At 52.7% G+C, this 20331-nt stretch carries 17 protein-coding genes; 6 read left to right on the plus strand and 11 right to left on the minus strand.

Annotated features, from left to right (window positions below; genetic code table 11):
• Positions 1-99 precede the first annotated feature (99 nt).
• From J2Y43_RS10660 to ggt, 4 genes are all read left to right on the plus strand, one after another.
• Positions 100-1275: a serine hydrolase domain-containing protein gene (locus tag J2Y43_RS10660; protein ID WP_309982194.1), complete on the plus strand. Its 1176-nt coding sequence runs from the start codon at positions 100-102 to the stop codon at positions 1273-1275.
• Between the two features lie 13 nt (positions 1276-1288).
• Positions 1289-2071: an NIPSNAP family protein gene (locus tag J2Y43_RS10665; protein ID WP_309982196.1), complete on the plus strand. Its 783-nt coding sequence runs from the start codon at positions 1289-1291 to the stop codon at positions 2069-2071.
• A gap of 68 nt (positions 2072-2139) precedes the next feature.
• On the plus strand, positions 2140-3534 hold the full coding sequence (locus J2Y43_RS10670) for a Gfo/Idh/MocA family oxidoreductase (protein ID WP_309982198.1): 1395 nt from the start codon (positions 2140-2142) through the stop codon (positions 3532-3534).
• A gap of 61 nt (positions 3535-3595) precedes the next feature.
• A complete protein-coding gene (gene ggt, locus J2Y43_RS10675) occupies positions 3596-5320 on the plus strand; it encodes a gamma-glutamyltransferase (RefSeq protein ID WP_309984264.1) in 1725 nt (574 codons plus the stop codon).
• A gap of 48 nt (positions 5321-5368) precedes the next feature.
• Here ggt and J2Y43_RS10680 read toward each other — a convergent pair whose 3' ends face one another.
• Positions 5369-5743: a hypothetical protein gene (locus J2Y43_RS10680; RefSeq protein WP_309982200.1), complete on the minus strand. Its 375-nt coding sequence runs from the start codon at positions 5741-5743 to the stop codon at positions 5369-5371.
• Between the two features lie 78 nt (positions 5744-5821).
• Here J2Y43_RS10680 and J2Y43_RS10685 point away from each other — a divergent pair, with 78 nt between their 5' ends.
• Positions 5822-7006 carry a thioredoxin fold domain-containing protein gene (locus tag J2Y43_RS10685; protein ID WP_309982202.1) on the plus strand — a complete coding sequence of 395 codons (1185 nt, stop codon included), beginning with the start codon at positions 5822-5824 and terminating at the stop codon, positions 7004-7006.
• Between the two features lie 16 nt (positions 7007-7022).
• Here the strand turns inward: J2Y43_RS10685 and J2Y43_RS10690 are convergent, their stop codons facing one another.
• The 9 genes from J2Y43_RS10690 to J2Y43_RS10730 form a co-directional block, all read right to left on the minus strand.
• Entirely contained in the window at positions 7023-8144 is a 1122-nt protein-coding gene (locus J2Y43_RS10690) for an alpha/beta fold hydrolase (protein WP_309982203.1), read from the minus strand.
• A gap of 326 nt (positions 8145-8470) precedes the next feature.
• Positions 8471-9268: an SDR family NAD(P)-dependent oxidoreductase gene (locus tag J2Y43_RS10695; RefSeq protein WP_309982205.1), complete on the minus strand. Its 798-nt coding sequence runs from the start codon at positions 9266-9268 to the stop codon at positions 8471-8473.
• A gap of 114 nt (positions 9269-9382) precedes the next feature.
• Complete coding sequence (locus J2Y43_RS10700) at positions 9383-10381, minus strand: 2-hydroxyacid dehydrogenase (protein ID WP_309982207.1); 999 nt, start codon at positions 10379-10381, stop codon at positions 9383-9385.
• Between the two features lie 20 nt (positions 10382-10401).
• Complete coding sequence (locus J2Y43_RS10705) at positions 10402-12846, minus strand: TonB-dependent receptor (protein ID WP_309982209.1); 2445 nt, start codon at positions 12844-12846, stop codon at positions 10402-10404.
• 94 nt (positions 12847-12940) lie between these two features.
• Complete coding sequence (locus J2Y43_RS10710) at positions 12941-14587, minus strand: M56 family metallopeptidase (RefSeq protein ID WP_309982211.1); 1647 nt, start codon at positions 14585-14587, stop codon at positions 12941-12943.
• Between the two features lie 12 nt (positions 14588-14599).
• A complete protein-coding gene (locus J2Y43_RS10715) occupies positions 14600-14986 on the minus strand; it encodes a BlaI/MecI/CopY family transcriptional regulator (RefSeq protein WP_106593925.1) in 387 nt (128 codons plus the stop codon).
• Between the two features lie 112 nt (positions 14987-15098).
• The gene (locus J2Y43_RS10720; protein WP_309982214.1) at positions 15099-16577 is read right to left on the minus strand and encodes a POTRA domain-containing protein; all 1479 of its coding nucleotides are present in this window, start codon (positions 16575-16577) and stop codon (positions 15099-15101) included.
• Positions 16564-16938: a BlaI/MecI/CopY family transcriptional regulator gene (locus J2Y43_RS10725; protein ID WP_309982217.1), complete on the minus strand. Its 375-nt coding sequence runs from the start codon at positions 16936-16938 to the stop codon at positions 16564-16566. Before J2Y43_RS10725 ends, J2Y43_RS10720 begins: the two co-directional genes overlap by 14 nt.
• A 68-nt stretch (positions 16939-17006) precedes the next feature.
• On the minus strand, positions 17007-18002 hold the full coding sequence (locus J2Y43_RS10730; RefSeq protein WP_309982219.1) for a helix-turn-helix domain-containing protein: 996 nt from the start codon (positions 18000-18002) through the stop codon (positions 17007-17009).
• 127 nt (positions 18003-18129) lie between these two features.
• On the opposite strand from J2Y43_RS10730, the gene J2Y43_RS10735 reads away from it, so the two are divergent.
• The gene (locus J2Y43_RS10735; RefSeq protein ID WP_309982221.1) at positions 18130-18636 is read left to right on the plus strand and encodes a DUF1569 domain-containing protein; all 507 of its coding nucleotides are present in this window, start codon (positions 18130-18132) and stop codon (positions 18634-18636) included.
• 87 nt (positions 18637-18723) lie between these two features.
• Here the strand turns inward: J2Y43_RS10735 and J2Y43_RS10740 are convergent, their stop codons facing one another.
• Positions 18724-20319: a RagB/SusD family nutrient uptake outer membrane protein gene (locus J2Y43_RS10740; RefSeq protein ID WP_309982223.1), complete on the minus strand. Its 1596-nt coding sequence runs from the start codon at positions 20317-20319 to the stop codon at positions 18724-18726.
• Positions 20320-20331: the final 12 nt, after the last annotated feature.

The raw sequence follows: 20331 nt of genomic DNA on the forward strand, positions 1-20331 counted from the left end.
TCAAAGGGGCCCGGCGCCCAACTTCGTGCCATCCTACACGACGGGGCGATACCAGGCGCTCCGGATTTCATCTTTGTCCCGAACATTTAATCAACAAAGATGAAAAACCAGACTACCCGCCGGCATGCCCGGCCCCGGAGCATCCGCACCGCATTACAGGCCGCTTTCCTCATCCCCATGCTGGCGATATGGACGCTCTCCTGCACCACCGATCACGTCCCCCCAGGCGATCATCCCGACGCGGAGAAGTACCAGCGCATCGTTACCCGGTTCATGGAGGCGGGCGCCTCGGGCGTGAGTGTGACCGTTCGCTCGCCGAAGGGCATCTGGCACGGCGCAGGCGGGAATGCCGACAAAGGCAAAGGGATGGCCATGACCCCTGAAAATACGCTCCGCATCGGCAGCATGTCGAAGGTATTCACGGCGGTCACCATTCTCCGGTTGCAGGAGGAAGGGCGGCTGTCGATCACCGACAAGATCAGCCAATACCTGCCGGCCGCAGTGACCAGCCGCATTGCCAACGCCGGCGAGGCGACCATCGAGCAATGCCTGAACCACACCTCGGGCATCCGTGAATACCTCGGCGATGAGACGATCGAAGGCATTGCCGGCGGACGCATTGTGAAGTATTCGGCCGCACAGAATCTCGCGCTCGTGTACGACAAGCCGGCGGATTTTCCGCTGGGCAAGGGCAATTATTGCAACACCAATTACCTGCTGCTTTCGGAGATTATCCGGGCTGTAAGCGGGAAAAGTGCCTATCATATTGTCCGCGAAAAGGCGATAGAGCCGCTCGGGCTGCGCAATACTTCCGCCAGCGTGGTTTTGCCGGCATCGCTTACGCAATCTTACTTCGAAACCGACGGGGTGATGCAGGAAGTGACCTGGGTGGATAACAACGCGGTAGGCGGCGAGGGGCAGCTCGATGGCGGGATGATCTCCACTTCCGGCGATATGGCCGCATTTCTGGAAGCATTACTGACCGGAAAAATCCTGTCGCCCGCTTCGCTCGCACTCATGCAGACCTACCAGGACATCGACCCGGGTACATTGCCCGACGAGTTGAAATATTACAAGCAATACGGCTTAGGGTTAATGAAAATCGAAACGGACCATGGTACCGCCATCGGCCACGACGGGCACGTGTATGGGTTTGTGGGAAAAGTGTTCTATCTTCCCGAGCATCAGACGACTATCGCGATTTTGCTCAATGGCTGGTCCCCTTCCAGCGTGGCGGTACTCAATGCAAAAAGTACTTTTAACCTATTATTTTGAAAATACATATTCTATGCAACGCAGGAAGTTTCTTCAATCATCCATAGCGGCCACAGCTGGCACGGCCGTTGGTACCAGCAACGCAATTACGGGTAATGCGCCTGCCGCAAGCAGGGAAATATATGAATGGCGGGAATACGAGTTCCGCTTCGGGGCGGATCAGTCGCAGCTGGAAAACTATTTCAAAACGGCGCTCATTCCGGCGTTGAACAGGGCCGGGGTGAAATCGGTGGGCGTTTTCCGCGAATGGCGCGCGTCGGATCCTGCCAAATTCTTTGCGTTGATACCCTATGGTTCATTGGAGCAGCGCATGACCGTCCATGAAAAATTGAAGGCAGACCAGGAATACATCAAAAACAGTGCGGCATATAACGGCATACCGGTCGAAAAGGCATTGTACAGTCGTTTCACGTCCTCATTGATGTTGGCATTTGAAGGCTGGCCTGCCATAACGGTCCCATCCGCCACACCGCGGGTATTTGAGCTGAGGACGTATGAAGGTTACAGCGAAGAAGCCGTTACACGGAAAATCAAAATGTTCCATGATGGCGAATTTCCTATTTTCCAGCGCGCAGGGCTCAATCCCGTGTTCTTCGGAGATGTTATTGCCGGCGACAAACTCCCGCGCCTGACCTACCTGCTCACCTGCGAGAGCATGGAGGCACGCGACAAGGGCTGGACCGCATTTATCGCAGATCCCGCCTGGAAAAAACTCGTCGGCGACCCGCAATATGCAAACACAATCTCCAAAATCAGCAACAGTTTCCTCGTGCCTGCCGCGTATTCGCAGGTATAGGAGCGGGTAAATTCCCGTATGCTCGGCATTTTGTAAGTGATTTCCTGAACGCTAACTTATTCAGCATCATGTCCAGCAACAATGACAACAACCGGAGAGGTTTTATCAAGAAGTTTACCGGCGGCGCCCTGCTGACCGCCGCTTCCGGGCCCCTGTTTGCAGGCGAGCGCATCTTCTCGCGGGAGCTCCCGTGGGAGAAGCTCAGGTTCGCCGCTAATGATAATATCCAGATCGCCTGCATCGGTACGGGCATTATGGGAATGGGCGACACCCGCACGGCCCTGAAAGTACCCGGTGTGAAGCTCATGGCGGTTGCCGACTTGTACGACGGCCACCTCGTGCGTGCCAAAGAACTGTTTGGCGACGATATCCAAACGACCCGCGATTACAACGAGATACTCAGCCGCAAGGACATCGATGCGATCATCCTCGCCACGCCAGACCATTTGCATTCGCAGATCGGTATCCAGGCTTTGAAGGCCGGAAAAGCCGTTTACTGCGAAAAACCGATGGTGCACAAGATCGAGCAGGGGTATGATATGATCAAGGCGGCGTCGGATTCGGGCAAGGTGTTCCAGGTCGGCAGCCAGCGCGTGAGTTCTATTATTTATGCCAAAGCCAAAGAACTCTACCAGTCGGGCGCCATCGGCGAGCTGAATTTCGTGGAAGTGTATTACGACCGCCATTCTGCCCAGGGTGCCTGGCAATACTCCATTCCGCCCGACGCTTCGCCGCAAACGGTGGACTGGAACCGCTTCCTGAGCGACAAGGCCCCGAAGATGGCTTATGATCCGCTGCGTTTTTTCAGATGGCGCAACTACCAGGATTACGGCACCGGCGTGGCGGGCGATTTGTTCGTGCATTTGTTTTCGGGCATGCATTACATCCTCGATTCCAAAGGCCCGACGCGCATTATGACCAGCGGGGGCTTGCGCTACTGGAAAGACGGACGCGACGTGCCGGATGTTATGCTGGGCATTTACGATTATCCCAAAACGGCCTCACATCCGGCATTCAACCTCACTCTGCGGGTGAATTTTGCCGATGGCTCCGGTGGCGGATCGGGCTTCCGGTTCGTAGGTACCGACGGGCAGATTACGCTCTCGGGGAATACGGTAACGGTGAAGCGGAAAAAAATGGCGGCCGCACCGGGTTATACGATCGATACGTTCCCGAAAGCATTGCAGGATAAGTTTTTGGTGGAATACAACAACAAGTACCCGGCGCGCCCCGAAATGTCGGAACCCGACATGCAGGAATACAAGGCGCCGCAAGGCTACGACGACCGGCTGGATCACTTCGCGATATTCTTCGATGCCATGCGCAACAATAAGAAAGTGCTGGAAGACGCCGTTTTCGGTTTCCGCGCCGCGGGCCCGGCATTGCTTTCCAACAAGAGCTATTTCGAGAATACGGTAGTGAACTGGGATCCTGAAACGATGAAACTCGGTAAAGTATCCTGACCGCCCTTCCCGACACGTAATCGCCTCAATTTTACTATCCATGACTAGAATGAATTTCCGGATGATCGGGGCGCTGCTGGCGTCCCAGATCATCTTTCTGACGAGCACGTCGGCGCAGACGGGCCGGGGCGACCGCATCAGCGGGTCCAATTTCGAATCGCGCAGCCCGGTGCTCGCTATGCACGGCATGGTGGCTTCGAGCCACCCGCTCGCCACCCAGGCGGGGCTCGATATCCTCAAAAAAGGCGGCACGGCCATGGATGCCGCCATTGCGGTGAACGCTGCTTTGGGTGTAATTGAGCCCAACAACTGCGGCGTCGGCGGCGATTTGTTCGCGATCGTGTGGTCGGCGAAGGATAAAAAACTCTACGGACTGAACGCAAGCGGCCGCTCCGCAAAAGGGCTTACCTACGAAGAACTGAAAACTGCGCTGGGCGACCGGACGCAAATGCCGCTTTATGGGCCGGCGTCGGTTTCGGTGCCTGGGGCTGTGGACGGCTGGTTCGCATTGCACCAGCGCTTCGGCAAGCTGACAATGGCGGAGGTCCTCGCACCCGCGATCGCATTCGCGCGGGAAGGCGCGCCCGTACCCGAGGTGATCGCCTACTCGTGGGATGTCGCCTACAAGCGCCTGAAAGAGCAAAAGGATATTACAGAATTTGACAATTTTGGTAAAACATTTCTCATTAACGGCGCCGCGCCGCGCCATGGGCAGGTTTTTAAAAACCCGGACCTGGCCGTTACCTATGAAAAAATCGCGAAGCAGGGGAGGGATGTATTTTACAAAGGCGAAATAGCCGACCGGATCGACGCCTATGCGCGTAAAACGGGCATGTTGATCCGAAAAGAAGACCTGGCTGCGACGAAAAGTACCTGGGTGGAGCCGGTTTCTGTTAACTACCGTGGCTACGACGTGTACGAGCTGCCGCCGAACGGCCAGGGCATTTCCGTGCTGCAAATGCTGAATATCCTGAAACGGTACGATCTCAAAAGGCTGGGGCATAACAGTGCCGAGTACCTGCATTTGCTGATCGAGACCAAAAAACTGGTATTCGAGGATCGGGCCCGCTATTACGCCGACCCGGATTTTGCCAAGATCCCGTTGCAGACCTTGCTATCCGACCAATATGCCGCCGAGCGCAGGGACCTGATCAACCCGGACAGGGCTTCTGCGAAAATCTACCCAAGCCAGTCGGTGCTGAAAGACGGCGACACGGTGTACCTCACCGTGGCCGACGCCAAGGGCAATATGGTGTCGCTTATCCAGAGCAATATGCTCGAATTCGGCAGTGGTTTGGTACCCCACGGGCTGGGTTTCGTATTGCACAACCGGGGCAGCAGTTTCAGCCTCACGCCCGGCCACGCCAATGTGTATGCGCCCGGGAAGCGGCCATTCAATACCATCATTCCCGGTTTTGTACTCAAAGACGGCAAGCCGTTCCTGAGCTTCGGGGTGATGGGCGGTGCCATGCAGCCGCAGGGGCATTTGCAGATCCTGTGCAATATTCTGGATTTTGGTATGAATGTGCAGGAAGCCGGCGATGCCGCTCGTTTTGCGCATTCAGGCAGCAGCGAGCCGACCGGTACTGTGATGTCGGAAGGGGGGAAAGTGGCGCTCGAAAGCGGCATTCCGGCGGAGGTCCGGGATGCATTGGTACGCAAAGGGCACCAGCTGGCGGATAAAGATTTTTTCGGGGGGTACCAGGCGATCCTGGTCGATCAGGCGGAGAAGGTATACCACGGCGCGTCGGAAATGCGGAAGGACGGGCAGGTTGCCGGATATTGATGTGCCGGGGAACGTTGCTCTATAAACGTTCCCCGCCGCCAACTTCCACTATTTCTTAGGTTCTCTCACGGCTTTGATCGGGAAATCGCCGTATTGGGACGACACGATACCGCTTAATGTATCGCCTTTTTGCATGAAACTGTATTTGAAAACCCCTGCCTGGTTCTCGACGGTGAATGCTACTTTTTCCTGATCCACAGTCAGTTCTTTCATCTCTTGTTTTTCGGTGTCGCCCACATATCCGGTAGTTTTGTTATCTTTTTGCTCAAAAGTGAAAAAGCCCGATTCGTACTCCGGGGGAACGTCGCTGATGAGGTATTTCCAGGTACCGATAATATCCGCCGGCAATGCCGCATTTTTCGCTGCAATGGAAACAAATCCTATTGCGATAACCATCAGGAGATAATAATACTTTGTTTTCATTTTGAATCAGAAGTTTTGAAGTTTGAAAGACGTTCTAAAATAAAAAGAAATCCTGATTTTATTGTCTGATACCTGCCTATGAAAAAGATCCTCTGCTTTATGGTTCTGATTTTTAGTTCGTCTGTTTGCCGTGCCGAGGGAATTGACTTTGTCAGGACTTCCTGGGAAGAAACCCTTCAAAATGCCGAGAAAAGCGGAAAGCAGGTCTTTTTGTATGTCCGCGCAACTTCCTGCCGGTATTGCAGGCAAATGGAGAAGGAGGTTTTCGTCAATCAGGAAGTGATCGATTATTACAACGGGAATTTTATCAATTATAAAATCGATGTCGAGGACGGAGGGGCTGGGGCGGCACTGGCGAAGCAATACGGCATCGAGGGTTTTCCTACCTATTTGTTTTTGAGTAAAAACGGGCAAAAACTTCACCAGAGCGCGGGCGCCAAGCCAGCGGCTGATTTCATCCGGGACGGACGGAATGCCTCCGACCCTAATACAGCATTGTTTCCTATGTTGGCCAGGTACGAACAAGGCGGAAGGTCGCCGGAGTTGCTGTTCAATTTGAGCCATGCATTACCGCATTACATGGTGGATGCGAATCCGAAAGAGAAAGTGATGGAGGAATACCTGGCGACGCAATCGGCTGACGAACTGGGATCGGAGCGGAATCTGCGGTTCATTTTTGCAGCAGATCTCGGCTTTAAGTCGCCGACGACGCTTTATCTCCTGCAAAATCAGCAGAAATTTGTCGGCCTGTTTGGTAAGGTAGAAGTCGAAAAGGCGGCGCAAAGAATCATGACCCGCACCGCAAATATGGCTGGCCGGACCAACGACCTGGTATTGATGAGCGAACTGAGAAAAGTTGCCGTTGAGCATTTTCCCGACAGTGTTAAGACGTTATCGCTCCTGCAAATTTACTTTTATGGCGGGCGCCGCGACTGGCTCAGCTACGGCCGGTCGACGTTACAATACGGAAGTACCGTTGGGGCAACAGATTGGCAGACCATGTACGAAACGGGTATTTACCTTAAAACCTTTGCCGAAGATCCTGAGGCATTGAAAACAGGTGTCGAGATCATGACCAAGGTTTTGAATCTGCACAAAAACTATGAGCATTTGTGCATTTATGCCGAGCTTCAAAAGAAATTGGGAAATAAAGAGCCGGCCCTGAAAGCAGCACAGGAAGCGCTGAAAATTTCAACGGAGCAAGGCGAAAGCGGCGGTGATGCACAGGAATTGATCAACGAGCTTACGGTTACGAATAAATAGGTACTTTCATGATGTTCTACCGGGTTTGGGTAGTAAGCCAATCCGACATGACGGCTAATGCTTGGGGCGAAAAGGTTTCATCAATGCCTGCATACTCGCTGGGGTGGCCGGTCTTACATTCCTGAAAAAGATGGTTCAAATTCGGCAATTCTTTTATTGTCACATTTAAATTGCCGCCCTCCTTTAATGCTTTTGAAATCGCCGGCAGGTTTTGCTGTGTGTCTATCTGCAAATCTTTCGATCCATTTAAAGCCAGCACCGGACAAGTGATTTTTTGAAAAAAAGACGCGGGGTTAATTTGATATAGATATTGATACCATGGCCCACACATGGAATCAATTTGATGTTTGAAAAATTGTTCGGCTGTGAGACCCGGAGGGAGCATTCGGCTTGGATAATTCTTCGCTTTCGGTAGCATGTAAGCGTTCAGGTTGGCCCGCAATGCAACGGTGTCCGGTGAATTCTTTAGTATTTCAAGCGCTTCGTTATTGATCTCTCTAATGAATGCAATTCCCTCCTGATCCACGCCGCCTGCGCGTGCGATCAATTCCATTTGCAGCGCCATTACCTCGTAGGCGATAGCGCCCGGCCCGGCCAGCGAAACAACAAAATTGACGTCCCTGGATTGCGATGCGGCAATGGCCGCTACCAGTCCGCCTTCGCTATGTCCGGCGAGCCCGATTTTATTGGGGCTAATCTCTTTTCTTGATTTCAAATAGGCAATTGCGCTTTCGGCGTCCGTGGCGAAATCCATGGATGTGGCTGTGTGGAAATGGCCAGTTGATTTGCCGGTTCCCCGGTCGTCGTAGCGCAAAACAGCGAAACCTTGTCGGGTGAGGTAATCCGCGATGATAAGGAATGGTTTATGGCCGAAAACCGTCTCATCCCTGTCCTGCGCGCCGCTGCCGGTGATCAGCACCACGGCGGGAAAACTGCCCTTTTTATCCGGCAACGTGAGGGTACCCGATAGCGAAATGCCCGCTTCGATATTTTGAAAGGTTACGTCTTCGCTATAATAAGGAAACGGTGGTGCCGGTTCCTGTGACTTTTTTGCGACAGTCTTTTGAGATAAAAGAATATAGGCAACGCACCCGATTATCAGAGCGAGAAATGCAGCAAGGGTAATTTTTTTGTCCATTCAATACTTGTTGTTGTTATTGAAATTTTTGCTGTCAATTTAATGCTTTTTGAATCGGATAGAAGGCGCAAAATCTGTAATCGAAAGATAAATGCTTTTTAAATTCGTTAAAAGATGTTAATTCAGTTTGGGTGCTGGATTTTCGGGTAATGAATTGAGATTGGATGACTTAAAAATCGAATATCAGAGAAGATAATCTTTATTGAATAGTGAGGAAATACTGCGCACTTTGTGAAAAATAAAGGATCCGGACAGGCGTTCAGCAGCCTGTCCGGATCTTATTGAAACCCTTTGAAATTGCTTAATTCAGTGGTTGGTAATATCTTTTATAAACTTCTGATTGTTCCGCCATCCACGCGGATTACGGCGCCGCTTACATAGTTGGCGAGTGGGCTGGTGAGGTATAGCACCGCTCCGGCGATTTCTTCGGGAAAGCCGAACCGCCCGGTGTCATTGGGGATCAGGTCCTGCACGGCCTTGTATTTGATTTCATCCAGTTCGGTACCCCAGCCAAATCGGGGGGCTGCATTCACGAGCCACTCTTCCACCATCGGGTTCATGATCGCCCCGGGCGAAACGACGTTGGAGGTGATACCGGTTTCTTTCAATTGCCGGGCCAATGAAACCGACAAATTGTGCCGTGCGGCCAATGTCGCATTGTAATGCGGTTGTTCCTTAATCGGCTGGATGGCAAGCCCGCCGCCGATATGGATCACACGGCCCCAGCCCAACTCTTTCATCTGCGGCACGATGCGGCGGATCATCCGTACATAAGAAACCACATTGGCATTGTATACCTCCATCCAGTCGTCCGGCATTGCATCCGACCAGTTTTTATGGCTCACCACGCCTGCGTTGTTCACCAGAATATCGATGGCGCCGCCTTGCAGCGCCGCCGCGGCTACCGCATCGGCGCCTTCGTCCGTCGCGAGGTCGCCGATTGCCACTTCTGCCTTGCCGCCCGCTTTGATGATGTTTTCTGCGACCTGATTGGCGCGTTGTTCGTTTCGTCCGTGCACAACCACCGTCGCACCTTCGTCTGCGAGCATCCGGGCGATTGCCTCACCCAGGCCCGAGCTCGCCCCTGTCACCAGCGCGCGTTTTCCACTTAATTGAAAATCCATTTTTGCTTTTTTTGAATGAGTAACTGATTGCGAATGCAAAATTCGCCGGTCAGCAGCCGCTTCGTTTTGCTGGGAAGTTCAATTTACTTTGTTGAAAAGCGCACGGAAACGGGCTCAGATAAGTACCGCTCCTGCCTGCTCCGGTTCCTGTCCGTGGAGCAGGCGGTCGATGTTTTGTAATGTAACCTTTGCGATTTCCGTCAGTGCTTCTTCGGTGAAAAATGCCTGATGGGCCGTAACCAGCACGTTGGGGAAGCTCATCAGCCGCTGGATGGTATCGTCCTCGATAATGCTCTCCGAAAGATCTTTGAAGAAAAGCTTTTCTTCCTGTTCGTAAACATCGATCGCCAGGTTCGCCAAATGCTTGCTTTTGAGGGCTTCTATCGCATGGGCGGTGTTGATCAGCCCGCCGCGGCTCGTGTTGATGAGCGTCACGCCCGGTTTCATCATCGTCAGGGTGCTTTCGTTGATCAGGTAATGCGTGGCGGGGTTGAGCGGGCAGTGCAGCGAAATGACGTCGGCCGAGCGGAGTACCTCTTCCAATGGCTGGTACTCGATTCCCGCCTGTTGGAGCTCGTGGTTCGGGTACAAGTCGTAGGCTAAGACTTTGCAGCCGAAACCTTTCATAATCCTGCAAAATGCACCGCCGATTTTACCCGTTCCAACCACCCCGATTGTCTTGCCGTGTAAATTAAAACCGAGCAGCCCGTTCAATGAAAAGTTCTGTTCCCGCACGCGGTTGTAGGCCTTGTGCGTCTTGCGTACAAGCGTGAGCAGCATGGCCACCGTATGCTCCGCCACCGCCTCGGGCGAGTACTCGGGGACGCGGCACACACGTATCCCGTGCATGCGTGCGGCTTCCAGGTCCACATTATTAAACCCGGCACATCGCAACGCAATCACTTTCACGCCCTTTTCGGCCAGTATGGCTATTACTTCCGCATTCACTTTATCATTCACGAACACGCAAACCGCCTCCTGACCATCCACGGCATTGGCGATATGCGGTCCCAAATGTGTTTCGAGGTACTCGATTTCGAAACCGTGGGGACGGTTATATACATCAAAAAACTGCTTGTCGTATGGCTTGGCGGAGAAGAACAGGATTTTCATATCGTAAAAATAGGAGATATTTAGTTTTTAACACGCTGTTCTTCGCTCCCCGAGCCACCGACGTTCCGTTTCCGCTTGCCGGAAGTGCCCTTGGCGAAGTTGTACGTGAACGACGCTACCAACACCCGCGTGTCGGCATCGTTGTAATAGCTGGCCCGGGCGTTCGGAATGTTGAGAATGCGACCGTTCGGTTCGAGCGAGCTGAAAATGTCGCGGAGCGAGAGTTTAACAATGCCTTTGTCTTTCATCACCTTTTTCTGCACGGCCGCATTGACGAGGAACAGATCATCCTTGTCAAACTGAGCGCTCTGGCTGCGGGTAATGTAAAACCCGCTCAGCTCGGCGCTCCAACCTTTTTTGAATAGAAACTGGTTGTTCGGGCTAATGTAGCCGTAGGTTGAGCCGGTGGTGCGGTCGGGGTCGCCGGGCATGCCGCGGAAGTTGTTGCTGATGAGCTCTGCGTAAAAATTGCAGGTCCACCAGTTACCTGCTTTGAGCCGGGCTGTCAATGTGATGCCGCCCCAGATGAGCCTGCTGATATTGCCCGTCCGGCTGATGAAGACATTTCCTGTCTGCTCGATGACCTCGCCCTGCATGTTCCGGGTGTAGTTGTAGAGCAACGACAAATTGAACCGGCTTTTATAGTTGAATGAAAGCTGGAACCTGTTGCCGAACTCGGGTTTCAGGTACGGATTGCCGGCGAAGTAGGAGAACTTGTCGAGCAAAAAAACAAAAGGGTTCAAATCCTGGTAGTAGGGGCGGCCGATCCTGCGGCCATAAGAGAAATTCAGGTGGGTTTGGTTGGTGTCGAGCTTGTAGCTGACGAAAACCGTCGGGAAAATGCTGGTGTAATGCAATGTAAACGACGAATCCGGTTTTACGGCATTGCCCAGCTGATGCCCGTAACCGTTCGTATTCTCCGCTCGGAGGCCGGTTTGGAGTGAAAGCCTTTTAAAATCCCTGTTGAAATTCAGGTACGCGGCATTGATGTTTTCAGAGTAACGAAAGCGGTTGGTTTTATCATAATCTACCGAAATGGTTTCCCCCTGGTGCAGAAAGTAGTTGGCCGCATTATCGGTGCGGACGAGGCTGGTTTTAAAGCCCGCCCCAAGCCGCGCCTTTTTCAGCGGATGTTCATAGTCGGTTTTGGCTGAGTAAATGGCGATGGATGAGGGGAGGTCGGTGGTGATTTTTTCTTGCCTTTTGAAAGCACCGCTACCATCGAGGAAATCGTTTACGAATGTCTGCCGGGCGCGGATGCGGTAGTTAATGTAATCCAGGTCGAAGGTCAGCAGTTTCCCGGTGCTATCGTATTGATGGCTGAAATTGAGGTTGATACCATGCTGCCGGAAGCGGTTCCGGTCGCTGTTGTCGGCCCGGATGAGGGAATCGATCACGCCGGCGGCATTCCTGACCACGCTGCTCACAGGCCTCTGCTCGCGCGACTGCGTGTATGCGCCCGTGTACACGAGGCCCCAGCTGGTCTTTTCATTGGCATAAAAATCGATCCCGGTTTTCAGGTTCGTAGTCCGGCTTTTGGGGTAAAAAAGAGTGGTTTGGTCAAACGACGACCGTAATGCATCGTTTTCGCCGTAGTACCTCCGCCCGATATCGAGCCGGCGCCATTGGTCGGTGCTATTGGAACTGGTGTTGGTAAAAAAATTGAAGCGGTTGCTGCGGTAGTTGAGATTCAGGTTCTCGTTATGCCGCCAGTATTTAGATCTTGCGGGGCTGAGGGTAATGCTGCCGTTCAGCCCGCGGACTTTGTTTTTACGCATTCGGATATGGATAATCCCCGCGCTCCCGGCAGCGTCGTAGCGCGCCGGAGGATTCGTGATCAGCTCGATCTTTTCGACGGAATTGGCCGGTAACGACCGCAGGTAGGCTGCCAATGCGGCCTGCGAAAGGTAGGTAGGGCGGTTGTCGATGAGTACCAGCACACCCGGCTGGCCTTTGAGGCTGATAGTACCGCTCTGATCGACCATCACGCCCGGCGCTTTTTCCAGTACTTCCAGCACATTGGCACCTGCATTCGAAATCAACGCATCGATATTCAGTATGGTCCGGTCTATCTGGTATTCCACGAAATTCTTTTGCCCGGTAACTTTCACCTCGTCGAGCTTGATGTCGGCGGGGCGTAATGGGATGGTACCGAGGTCAATCGTTTGCTCGCCTGAAATATCAAGTCGGTTTCCGCTAAAACTTTGAAAACCCATCATCATGACGGTCGTGAAGTAGCGCCCGTTTTTGATACCTGTGATTAAAAATGTACCATCCCGCGCGGTGATCACTGTTTTCACCAGACTCGAATCCGAGGCATTAAGTACCGATACAGCTGCGCCTTCCAGTGGCGCATCGCCGGTACCGACCACTTTTCCTTTAATTTGGGCAAACGCATTCCCCCATGCCGCCAGCAGGGCAACGGCAATCCACAGGGTGGTTCTCACCCGGCCAATGGTTTTCATGATGTGATGTTAAGGTTGTGTTTCGTGACTGACAGGCATAGTTTGCCTGCCTTACCCCAGGTAAGTTTTTGGAATATGCTTGTATGGATCTGGATTAATGGTGGCTTCCGTAGGTGAAGTCGATCACGTCGTCAGGTTTCGGAAGTACTGCATCCAGCACACTTTTGAGCACGGATTCAGGCTGTTTTACGCCGTTGACGATCAATTCATGGTTGGTGATCCTGAAATCGATGTTGTTACGGGAAATCTCGATGCCCTGCTGCTCGATAGCGTCCAGGATCTTTTCGTTGATCGCCTGACGTTTGAGGCGCACCGGGTTGGGCCGGTATTCGTGCCGGTAAGTTTGCAAGGGTTGCGCTTTGTAGGTTTGCGCGTAAGGCTGCCATTGTACAGGTGCCAGGCGCGCATTGGCGGAAGAATCGATCGCTAACGGAGCAGACAGCCGGTTAAGCGGCCCCATTGTTTTTTGCAAAGGTTGAAGCGTGTCAGGCGGCGTCAGATTGGGATAGTTTGCAACTCCCGCAGGATTTTGAATGGACTGTTTTGGTTGTGTGTTTGGCTTGTTAATGATTTGATTATTAGTATTGTTTGACTTGTTTGGCGCTTGGTGCCGGAAGGTCTCGTTCTTGGACGCCGCTGCCGGGTTTTGCGTATGGCCAGTGCGCCGGGCCTGTTTTGCGTTGGTTTTTTGCGGGCCCGTTTGCAGTCCGCCAGACTGTGCGAAAAGCACCGAAAATGTAAAAAATGCCAGCATCGCCACCAGCAGCACCGTTTTTTCGGCTGCTCCCAATGTCGAGTTCGTGCGTGAGGCAATGCGTTTGGCACGTTGTACCAACCCACCTTTTCCAGAGAACGCTAATTGATATACGTCTTCATTCAATTGGTACTCGCGGAATGATAGCAGGGCCCGGATGTAGATTGCCTGGTTGCCCGAATGCCTCAGGGCCATATCGTCGCAACAATTTTCGCGCTCTTCGTGAATGAGCCTGGAAATCCAGAGAATGCCGGGATTGAAGAAGAAGAGGAGCTCGGTAAGCCGTTGCAGGAAATTGACGAAAAAATCGAGGCGGCGGATGTGTGCGAGCTCATGGAGCAGCACCATTTCGATCTGATCCGCCGGAATGGACGTGATCACACCCAGCGGGACGAGTATCACGGGCCTGAAATGGCCCAGTACCGTCGGGACTTTCACCAGCCCGGACTGAAATATCTTCACGTGCTGTGCAACGCCCAGGGTTTGGGCAAATTCTCCCACGCGTCGCTCCCAATGGCGGCCGATGCTGTAAATCTGCTGCGTTTTGAGTTGATGCAGGCGGTAAAGCCCGAGCGTAAGCCCGGATATTTTGGCTATTACCACAGCGAGCCAGAGCCACGTAATCGCATAGACGTTTTGAATGAGAAAGCCTGTCGCAATGCTGAACACGGTTTGTGTACGGGATGTTGCCTGAACGGAAACCACCGCGTCATTAGCCACATGGGTTGCAGGAGCGGGCGGAACCTGCGTTTCCGCAGAGACGTCAGAACCCGACTGCACAAATGCCACAGCAGTACCCGCGATGAAGAGCAAAAGCAAGCCTGTCAGTAAGTTATAGCGGATTTCCGGCCGACTGCGGCGGGTGCAAACCACCACAGCCGCCGCCAGCAACGCCGTAGCAGCACCGATCCACAGTGAATGACCCAGTGCCACCCCGATCTGCCGGATCAGGGCGTAGGTGGTTTCGGAAGTGAGCAGATTTTTCATGGCTGATTTAATTTAGGAATTCCCTTTTTCCAATTGGTCCAAAACTGCGCGGATTTCATCCAGTTCTGCTTTGGAAGCTTTCTTGTTATCCAGCAACTGCATGACCAGGTTGCTGGCCGAGCCGCCGTATAAATGGTCGACAAAGCGGTCGAGGAGGAGGCCTTTCGTTTTTTGCTCCTCTTCGACCGCCTCGTAAACATGCTTCATGCTGCGTTCGTCGCGCGAGAGCATGCCTTTTTCGGCCATCAATTGCATTTGTTTGAGGGTGGTGGTGTAGTTCACCTCCTTGAATGTATTCAGCTGGTCGTGCACAAAGCGCACGGTGGACGGCCCGTTCTTCCAGAGAATGGTCAGGATGTCGAGCTCAGCTTTCGTGGGTTCAGCTTTTTCGGAACTCATGGCTATGAAAATTAAGTACCTTTCAAAGGTACGATTAAAATCGTACGATGCAAGTGGTAAGGTAAATTAATTTCAAAAAGCCTTGAATGAATGCCTGGTAAGGGCCGGAAAACTATGGTTTTTGAACTACAAACTCGATATCCACGTATTGGCTTGCATTGGCGGACGTTTTGGAAACGGGGTAGGGGTTAATCATCACGCTGTCGGGATTAACGAAGCCGCTTTTTGCCACTTTCTCTTGGGAGGTAATGAGTAGAGAGCGGTTAAACAGCTGTCCCTTCTTCACATCCAGGAATGGTCGTACATGCCGCGAGAAGGTGTTTCCGCCGCCTTTCTCGGTGACGATCACATTCCTGATCCAGGCTTGGTCCTGTTCGTAAACTTTGACGGTAAGTTCTACTTTTTCTCCGATAAGCTTTTCGTCGACATCTGTGTAAAAGAAAAGATAGCCGTCATTCATGTAGAGGCTCAGGACGGAGTTGTTTTGCGTGCCGCGAGAAAGCATTTCCCCGAACATCTTGCGATCGTACCTGTCACCGACCTTTACCCCGAGCAGACCGTCGAGCTCGGCGCTGGAATGCACTTTGTTGCCCGTCCAGGTGATTTTTGAAATAACCGGACCCGAATTCGATCCCGCCACAATGCCCTGCGGGTTTCCCGGAACGTTCCGGTCGGTATCGACACAGGCCGAAATGAAGATCGCGGCAGCGCAAGCGGGCACAAGCAAAAAGAGTTTTACACTTTCCATGGCTTTTGTTTTTGGTTTGTTTAACATGACTATCCGGCGGTAGAATTGAGAATCTGAAAAGGAATGGCCAACGCGGTAGCCGGGCGTTCCGGTAGCCATTGCCACCAGGAGTTCCTGGTATTCAGTGATGTGGGTGTGCTTACCGGCTGCCGATAGGTCGGCCAGAAATTCGTGGACATCCCTCAAATGCCGTGCTAACTTTCGCACAAAAGGGTTAAACCAGAAAACGGCTGCAACGACTTCGAAGAAAATGTTATCAATGCTGTGTTTTTGCAGGACATGAGCCTCCTCATGACGCTGCACGCTCGCCAGTTGCCCGGGTGGTAGTGAAAGCGCATGTGTGCTCAGGAAAATGTTCCTGCCGAACGAAAATGTGGGCAGCTGGTTTTGCACCCACACATTGGCGATGGAACCGCTGCTTAGTAACCGTGCCGCCGACCTGACCTTTTTCAGTTGCGCTATTGCTCTCCATGAACGGGCGGCCATCAGTGCCACACCTGCTCCGTACAGGAGCGTTGCCCATAGCCATGGGGAACCTAATCGCGCCGTCGGCGCCGCCGCAGTTTCGACGGATTGATCCGCATCAGCCTGCAATGCGGGCAGTGAGGACATTATTAATGGAAAATTCGGGACGACGCTCTCGGAGGCAAACAGCGTGCGTGTGACGTACGGGGACAGCAGGGGGAGCGATAGGCACAGGCAAGTACCACCGATGAGAATCCAACGGTTGAGTGCAAAAAACGTCCATTTCCGGAAGAAACAGGTGAATACAATCCACAATATTACCAGCGAAAGCGAAGCCGCGAGCAGCCACGCAAAAAAGGCGGGGTTATGGAGCGTCATCGGTTTTCGTCTTTTTTATTTCCCTGATTGCCTTTTCAATTTCTTCGGGCGAAAGGTCCTGCTCTTCCAGCATGAACGAAAGCACATTACCCGACGCTCCATCAAAGTAGTTGGCAACGAAATTTCTGAATGTAAAGCTGCGGTAGGCCAACTTGGAAATCAGCGGGAAGTACTCATGGGTTTTGCCATACGCCTTGTAACCCACGAAACCCTTTTTTTCGAGAATGCGGATTAGCGAAGACACCGTGTTGTAAGGAGGAGCAGGCTCACCCAGCCGATCAATCACGTCCTTCACAAATCCCCGTTTCAGATCCCAGATGACCTGCATGATTTTCTCTTCCGTCTTCGTCAGTGTTTCCATAGCCCAAACATAAAACGGATATTTCAGTTTTACAACTAATTTATAAGTTATAAAACTTATTTTTCAGTTTAGCGCAGCAAAGTCTCCGTATTGTACCGGTTTCGGTACTCGATAGGTGTGAGGCCGGTGATCCGCTTGAAGATGGTCCTGAAAGTTTTCAGATCGTTATAACCGACGTCGTAGGTAACGTAGGCAATGTTCGATTCGCCGGCTTCGAGGGATTTTTTGGCAGCTTCGATCTTGATTCGCTGGATGTATTCGATCGGGTTCAGGGTAGTGGCGCTTTTGAAACGGCGGATGAAATTCCGTTTGCTCATGTTCACCTCGCAGGCAATCTGTTCCACCGAAATGTCGGCCTTAAACTCGCTTTCAATGTAGGTTTGTGCCCGGTGAATGTCCTGGTCGCTATGGCCTCGGTGGCCGGAGAATATTGTGAAAATGCTTTGCGAAGTGCGGCCGTAGTCGAGGGCATAGTACTTGCTCAATGTAATGGCGGTTTCTTTCCCGCAGGTTTTTTCAATGAAATACAGGATAGCGCTCAATGCCGAAAAGCCGCCGCCGCCCGTAATAATGGCCTCCGACTGGGTTACGACCCGTTCGGGCCTGAAATTGACGAGGGGATACCTTTTCCGCATGTCGTCCATCGCGCCCCAGTGCGAGGTGGCCGGCATACCATTCAGCAGGCCGCATTCGGCTACAAAATAGGCACCTGTGCAAAGGCTGATAAGCTGTGCCTTGCGGTGGTACTTCTTCGCCAGCCAGCTGGTGAGCTTGCCGTATTTAAGCAGCAGCTGGTCCATATCGGCACCCTCGGTATTCATCGGCGGGATCACGATCACATCCGTTTCAAAATCGTCGGCCAGCGTTTTCCCGCAATGAAATTGAACAGGGAGATTGAGCTGCACATCGTGAACGTGTACACTTACCAGGTCTATTTCAAACGGGGCCATTTTGCCGCTCCTGACGACCGCATCCCTTGCGCCAGCCAGCAAGGCGACGGTGCTTGACAGGGCCGTCAAAAGCACATCTTCATACACGATTACGGAAATGTGTCTGGTACGCATAGGTTAGCAGGTTTATTCAAAGCTATGACAAAGATGGCACAAAATACACCCTTGATTGTCATTTTTACACGCGCGTCAACTTTTCGGGCACCGCTAGTTTTGCATTATCACAAAACAAAAACAAACTATGAAAACGATCTTTGATGCAGCCACCCGGGAAGAATTGATCAGAAGGATCCAGTCACTCGAAAAAAGCAATGCGGCGCAATGGGGTAAAATGAATGTATACCAAATGACGAAGCATTGTATCATCTGGGACGAGTGGGTACTGGGCGTTCACCAACCGAAGTACAAACAGCAATTAATCGGGTGGATTTTTGGCAGAATGGCCCTGAAAACGTTCGTGAAAGACGACCGGCCCATTCAAAAGAACGCCCCGACCAGCCGGTACTTTATCGTCAAAGAGCTGGACGGCGACCTGGAACGGCAAAAGCAAATCTGGATCCGGTGTATCACCGCGTACGAGCACTTTTCCAATCCGGATTTCATTCATGATTTTTTCGGCAAGATGACGCGGGAGCAAATCGGGATATTTGCCTACAAGCATTCGGACCACCATTTACGGCAGTTCGGCGCCGTCGATCCTTTGACAAATCCCACCCAGCACCAGCTTTCCGGGCTCGCTTCCCGATGAGCAATGCCGATCCATAGGCAATAAAAAACCACAGCGCTTGGGAAGCTGAGCTCCTTTGCACTGTGGTTTTTCAGGATTGTGTACCGACTAGTTCCAGCCGTTAGCTATGTCTTTGGCCACGTTGGGATTGTAGTTTTTCTCTACGTCGGGGATCGGCAGAAGGACATTTTTGTCCTGGAAAGGCTGCTTGCCGTCACCCGGCTCGGCGGCACGTTGCGCGTTGATCGTCTGCTTGGCAATTCCCCAGCGGATCAGGTCGAAATACCGGCTTTGTTCGCCGCAAAGTTCGACCTGGCGTTCGCGCATGATGAGCTTCATCGCGTCGGCCTGCGCGCCCAGGGACGTGTACGCGACGGCGCCCGAGCGCTTGCGAACCTGGTTGATCAGTGCCAGCGGGTCGGCGCCGGTTTTCCCCTGCTGAATTTGTGCCTCGGCCAGCATTAGCAACACATCGGCAAAGCGGATTACCTGCCCGTTGATCGAGCTTTGCGGCCCGCCGTAGGAGGCTACTTCATTGTAATACTGGTATTTTTTCCAAACATAATATCCCTGGGGATCGTCCGCCTTGAACGGAAAGTCGATCGCGCCGCCTGCGCATTTCTGGCAGTATTGCGTGTCGCCACCGCTCTCCTTGCTGCCATAGAACGTAAACTTCGCACGCGGGTCCACGTAGTTGGCGCTGGTGGCCGGGTGGGGATACTGGAATGATTTGACGGTCGTGGTAGGCACATACACATTAAACCAGTCCTTGAAACCATATTCCTGCGCACGGTCGGAGTGGGTGGCCTTGCCGCCCCACGTTTCCTGTCCGCCGAACACGTAGTATTGGTTACCAATGCCCCAGTCGGTCCATTTGGCATTCATGATCTGGAAAATGTTTTCCGGGCTGCTCTGGTTCGTCGAGCTGAACAGGTTCTCATACGACGGATCGAGCGAGTAGGTGAATGGAGCCGCTGTCAGCTGCGCCAATGTGGTTTCGGCCTGTGCCCATTTTTTCTGGTACAAATAGGATTTGCCCAGCAATGCTACGGCTGCCCCTTTGGTTGCCCTGCCGAGGCCGGTGGCGGCATCGTAAGTCACCGGCAAATCGGCCGCAGCCAGTTTCAGGTCGTTTTCGATCGTCGCCCAGATCGCCTCTGCCGAGGACCGGGAAGGGTAGTTGTTGGCAACGGTGCTGTCGTAAGCGGTGATCAGCGGTGCCTTACCCCACAAGTTCACAATGTTGAAGTAGGCGTACGACCGCAGGAACCGTGCTTCGGCAATGTATTGCTTCGCAGCCTGCTGGTCGGCGGCGGCGGTGGGGTTCCACACACCCGCCCGGTCGATTACTACATTCGACCGGAGGATCAGCCGGTAAAGGCTATTCCAAAGCTGGCTGATCTGCGCCTGGCTTGTGCCGAACGAATAATCGGCCAGCTGGGCCATGTCGCCTTGCAGGTTGGTCGTTTTCTTGGCTTCGTATCCGAGCAAATCGAAAATGAAGTAGTACTCCCGCGCCCAGAGGCCATTGTGCAGCAATGTGGCGTAGGTGGCGATAACCGCCTGATTAAGCCCTTCGGACGAGGTAAAATAGGTTTTGTAATCGTAGGCGCTCTGGCTTTCCAGGTCCAGTTTGGATTCATCGCATCCGGCCAGCTGGAAAGCGGCAATCAGTCCTGTCAGAAAATATATGATCTTTTTCATGTTCACTTCAAG

The organism is Dyadobacter sp. BE31 (assembly GCF_031457695.1).
In the GTDB taxonomy this organism is placed as follows: Bacteria; Bacteroidota; Bacteroidia; order Cytophagales; family Spirosomataceae; genus Dyadobacter.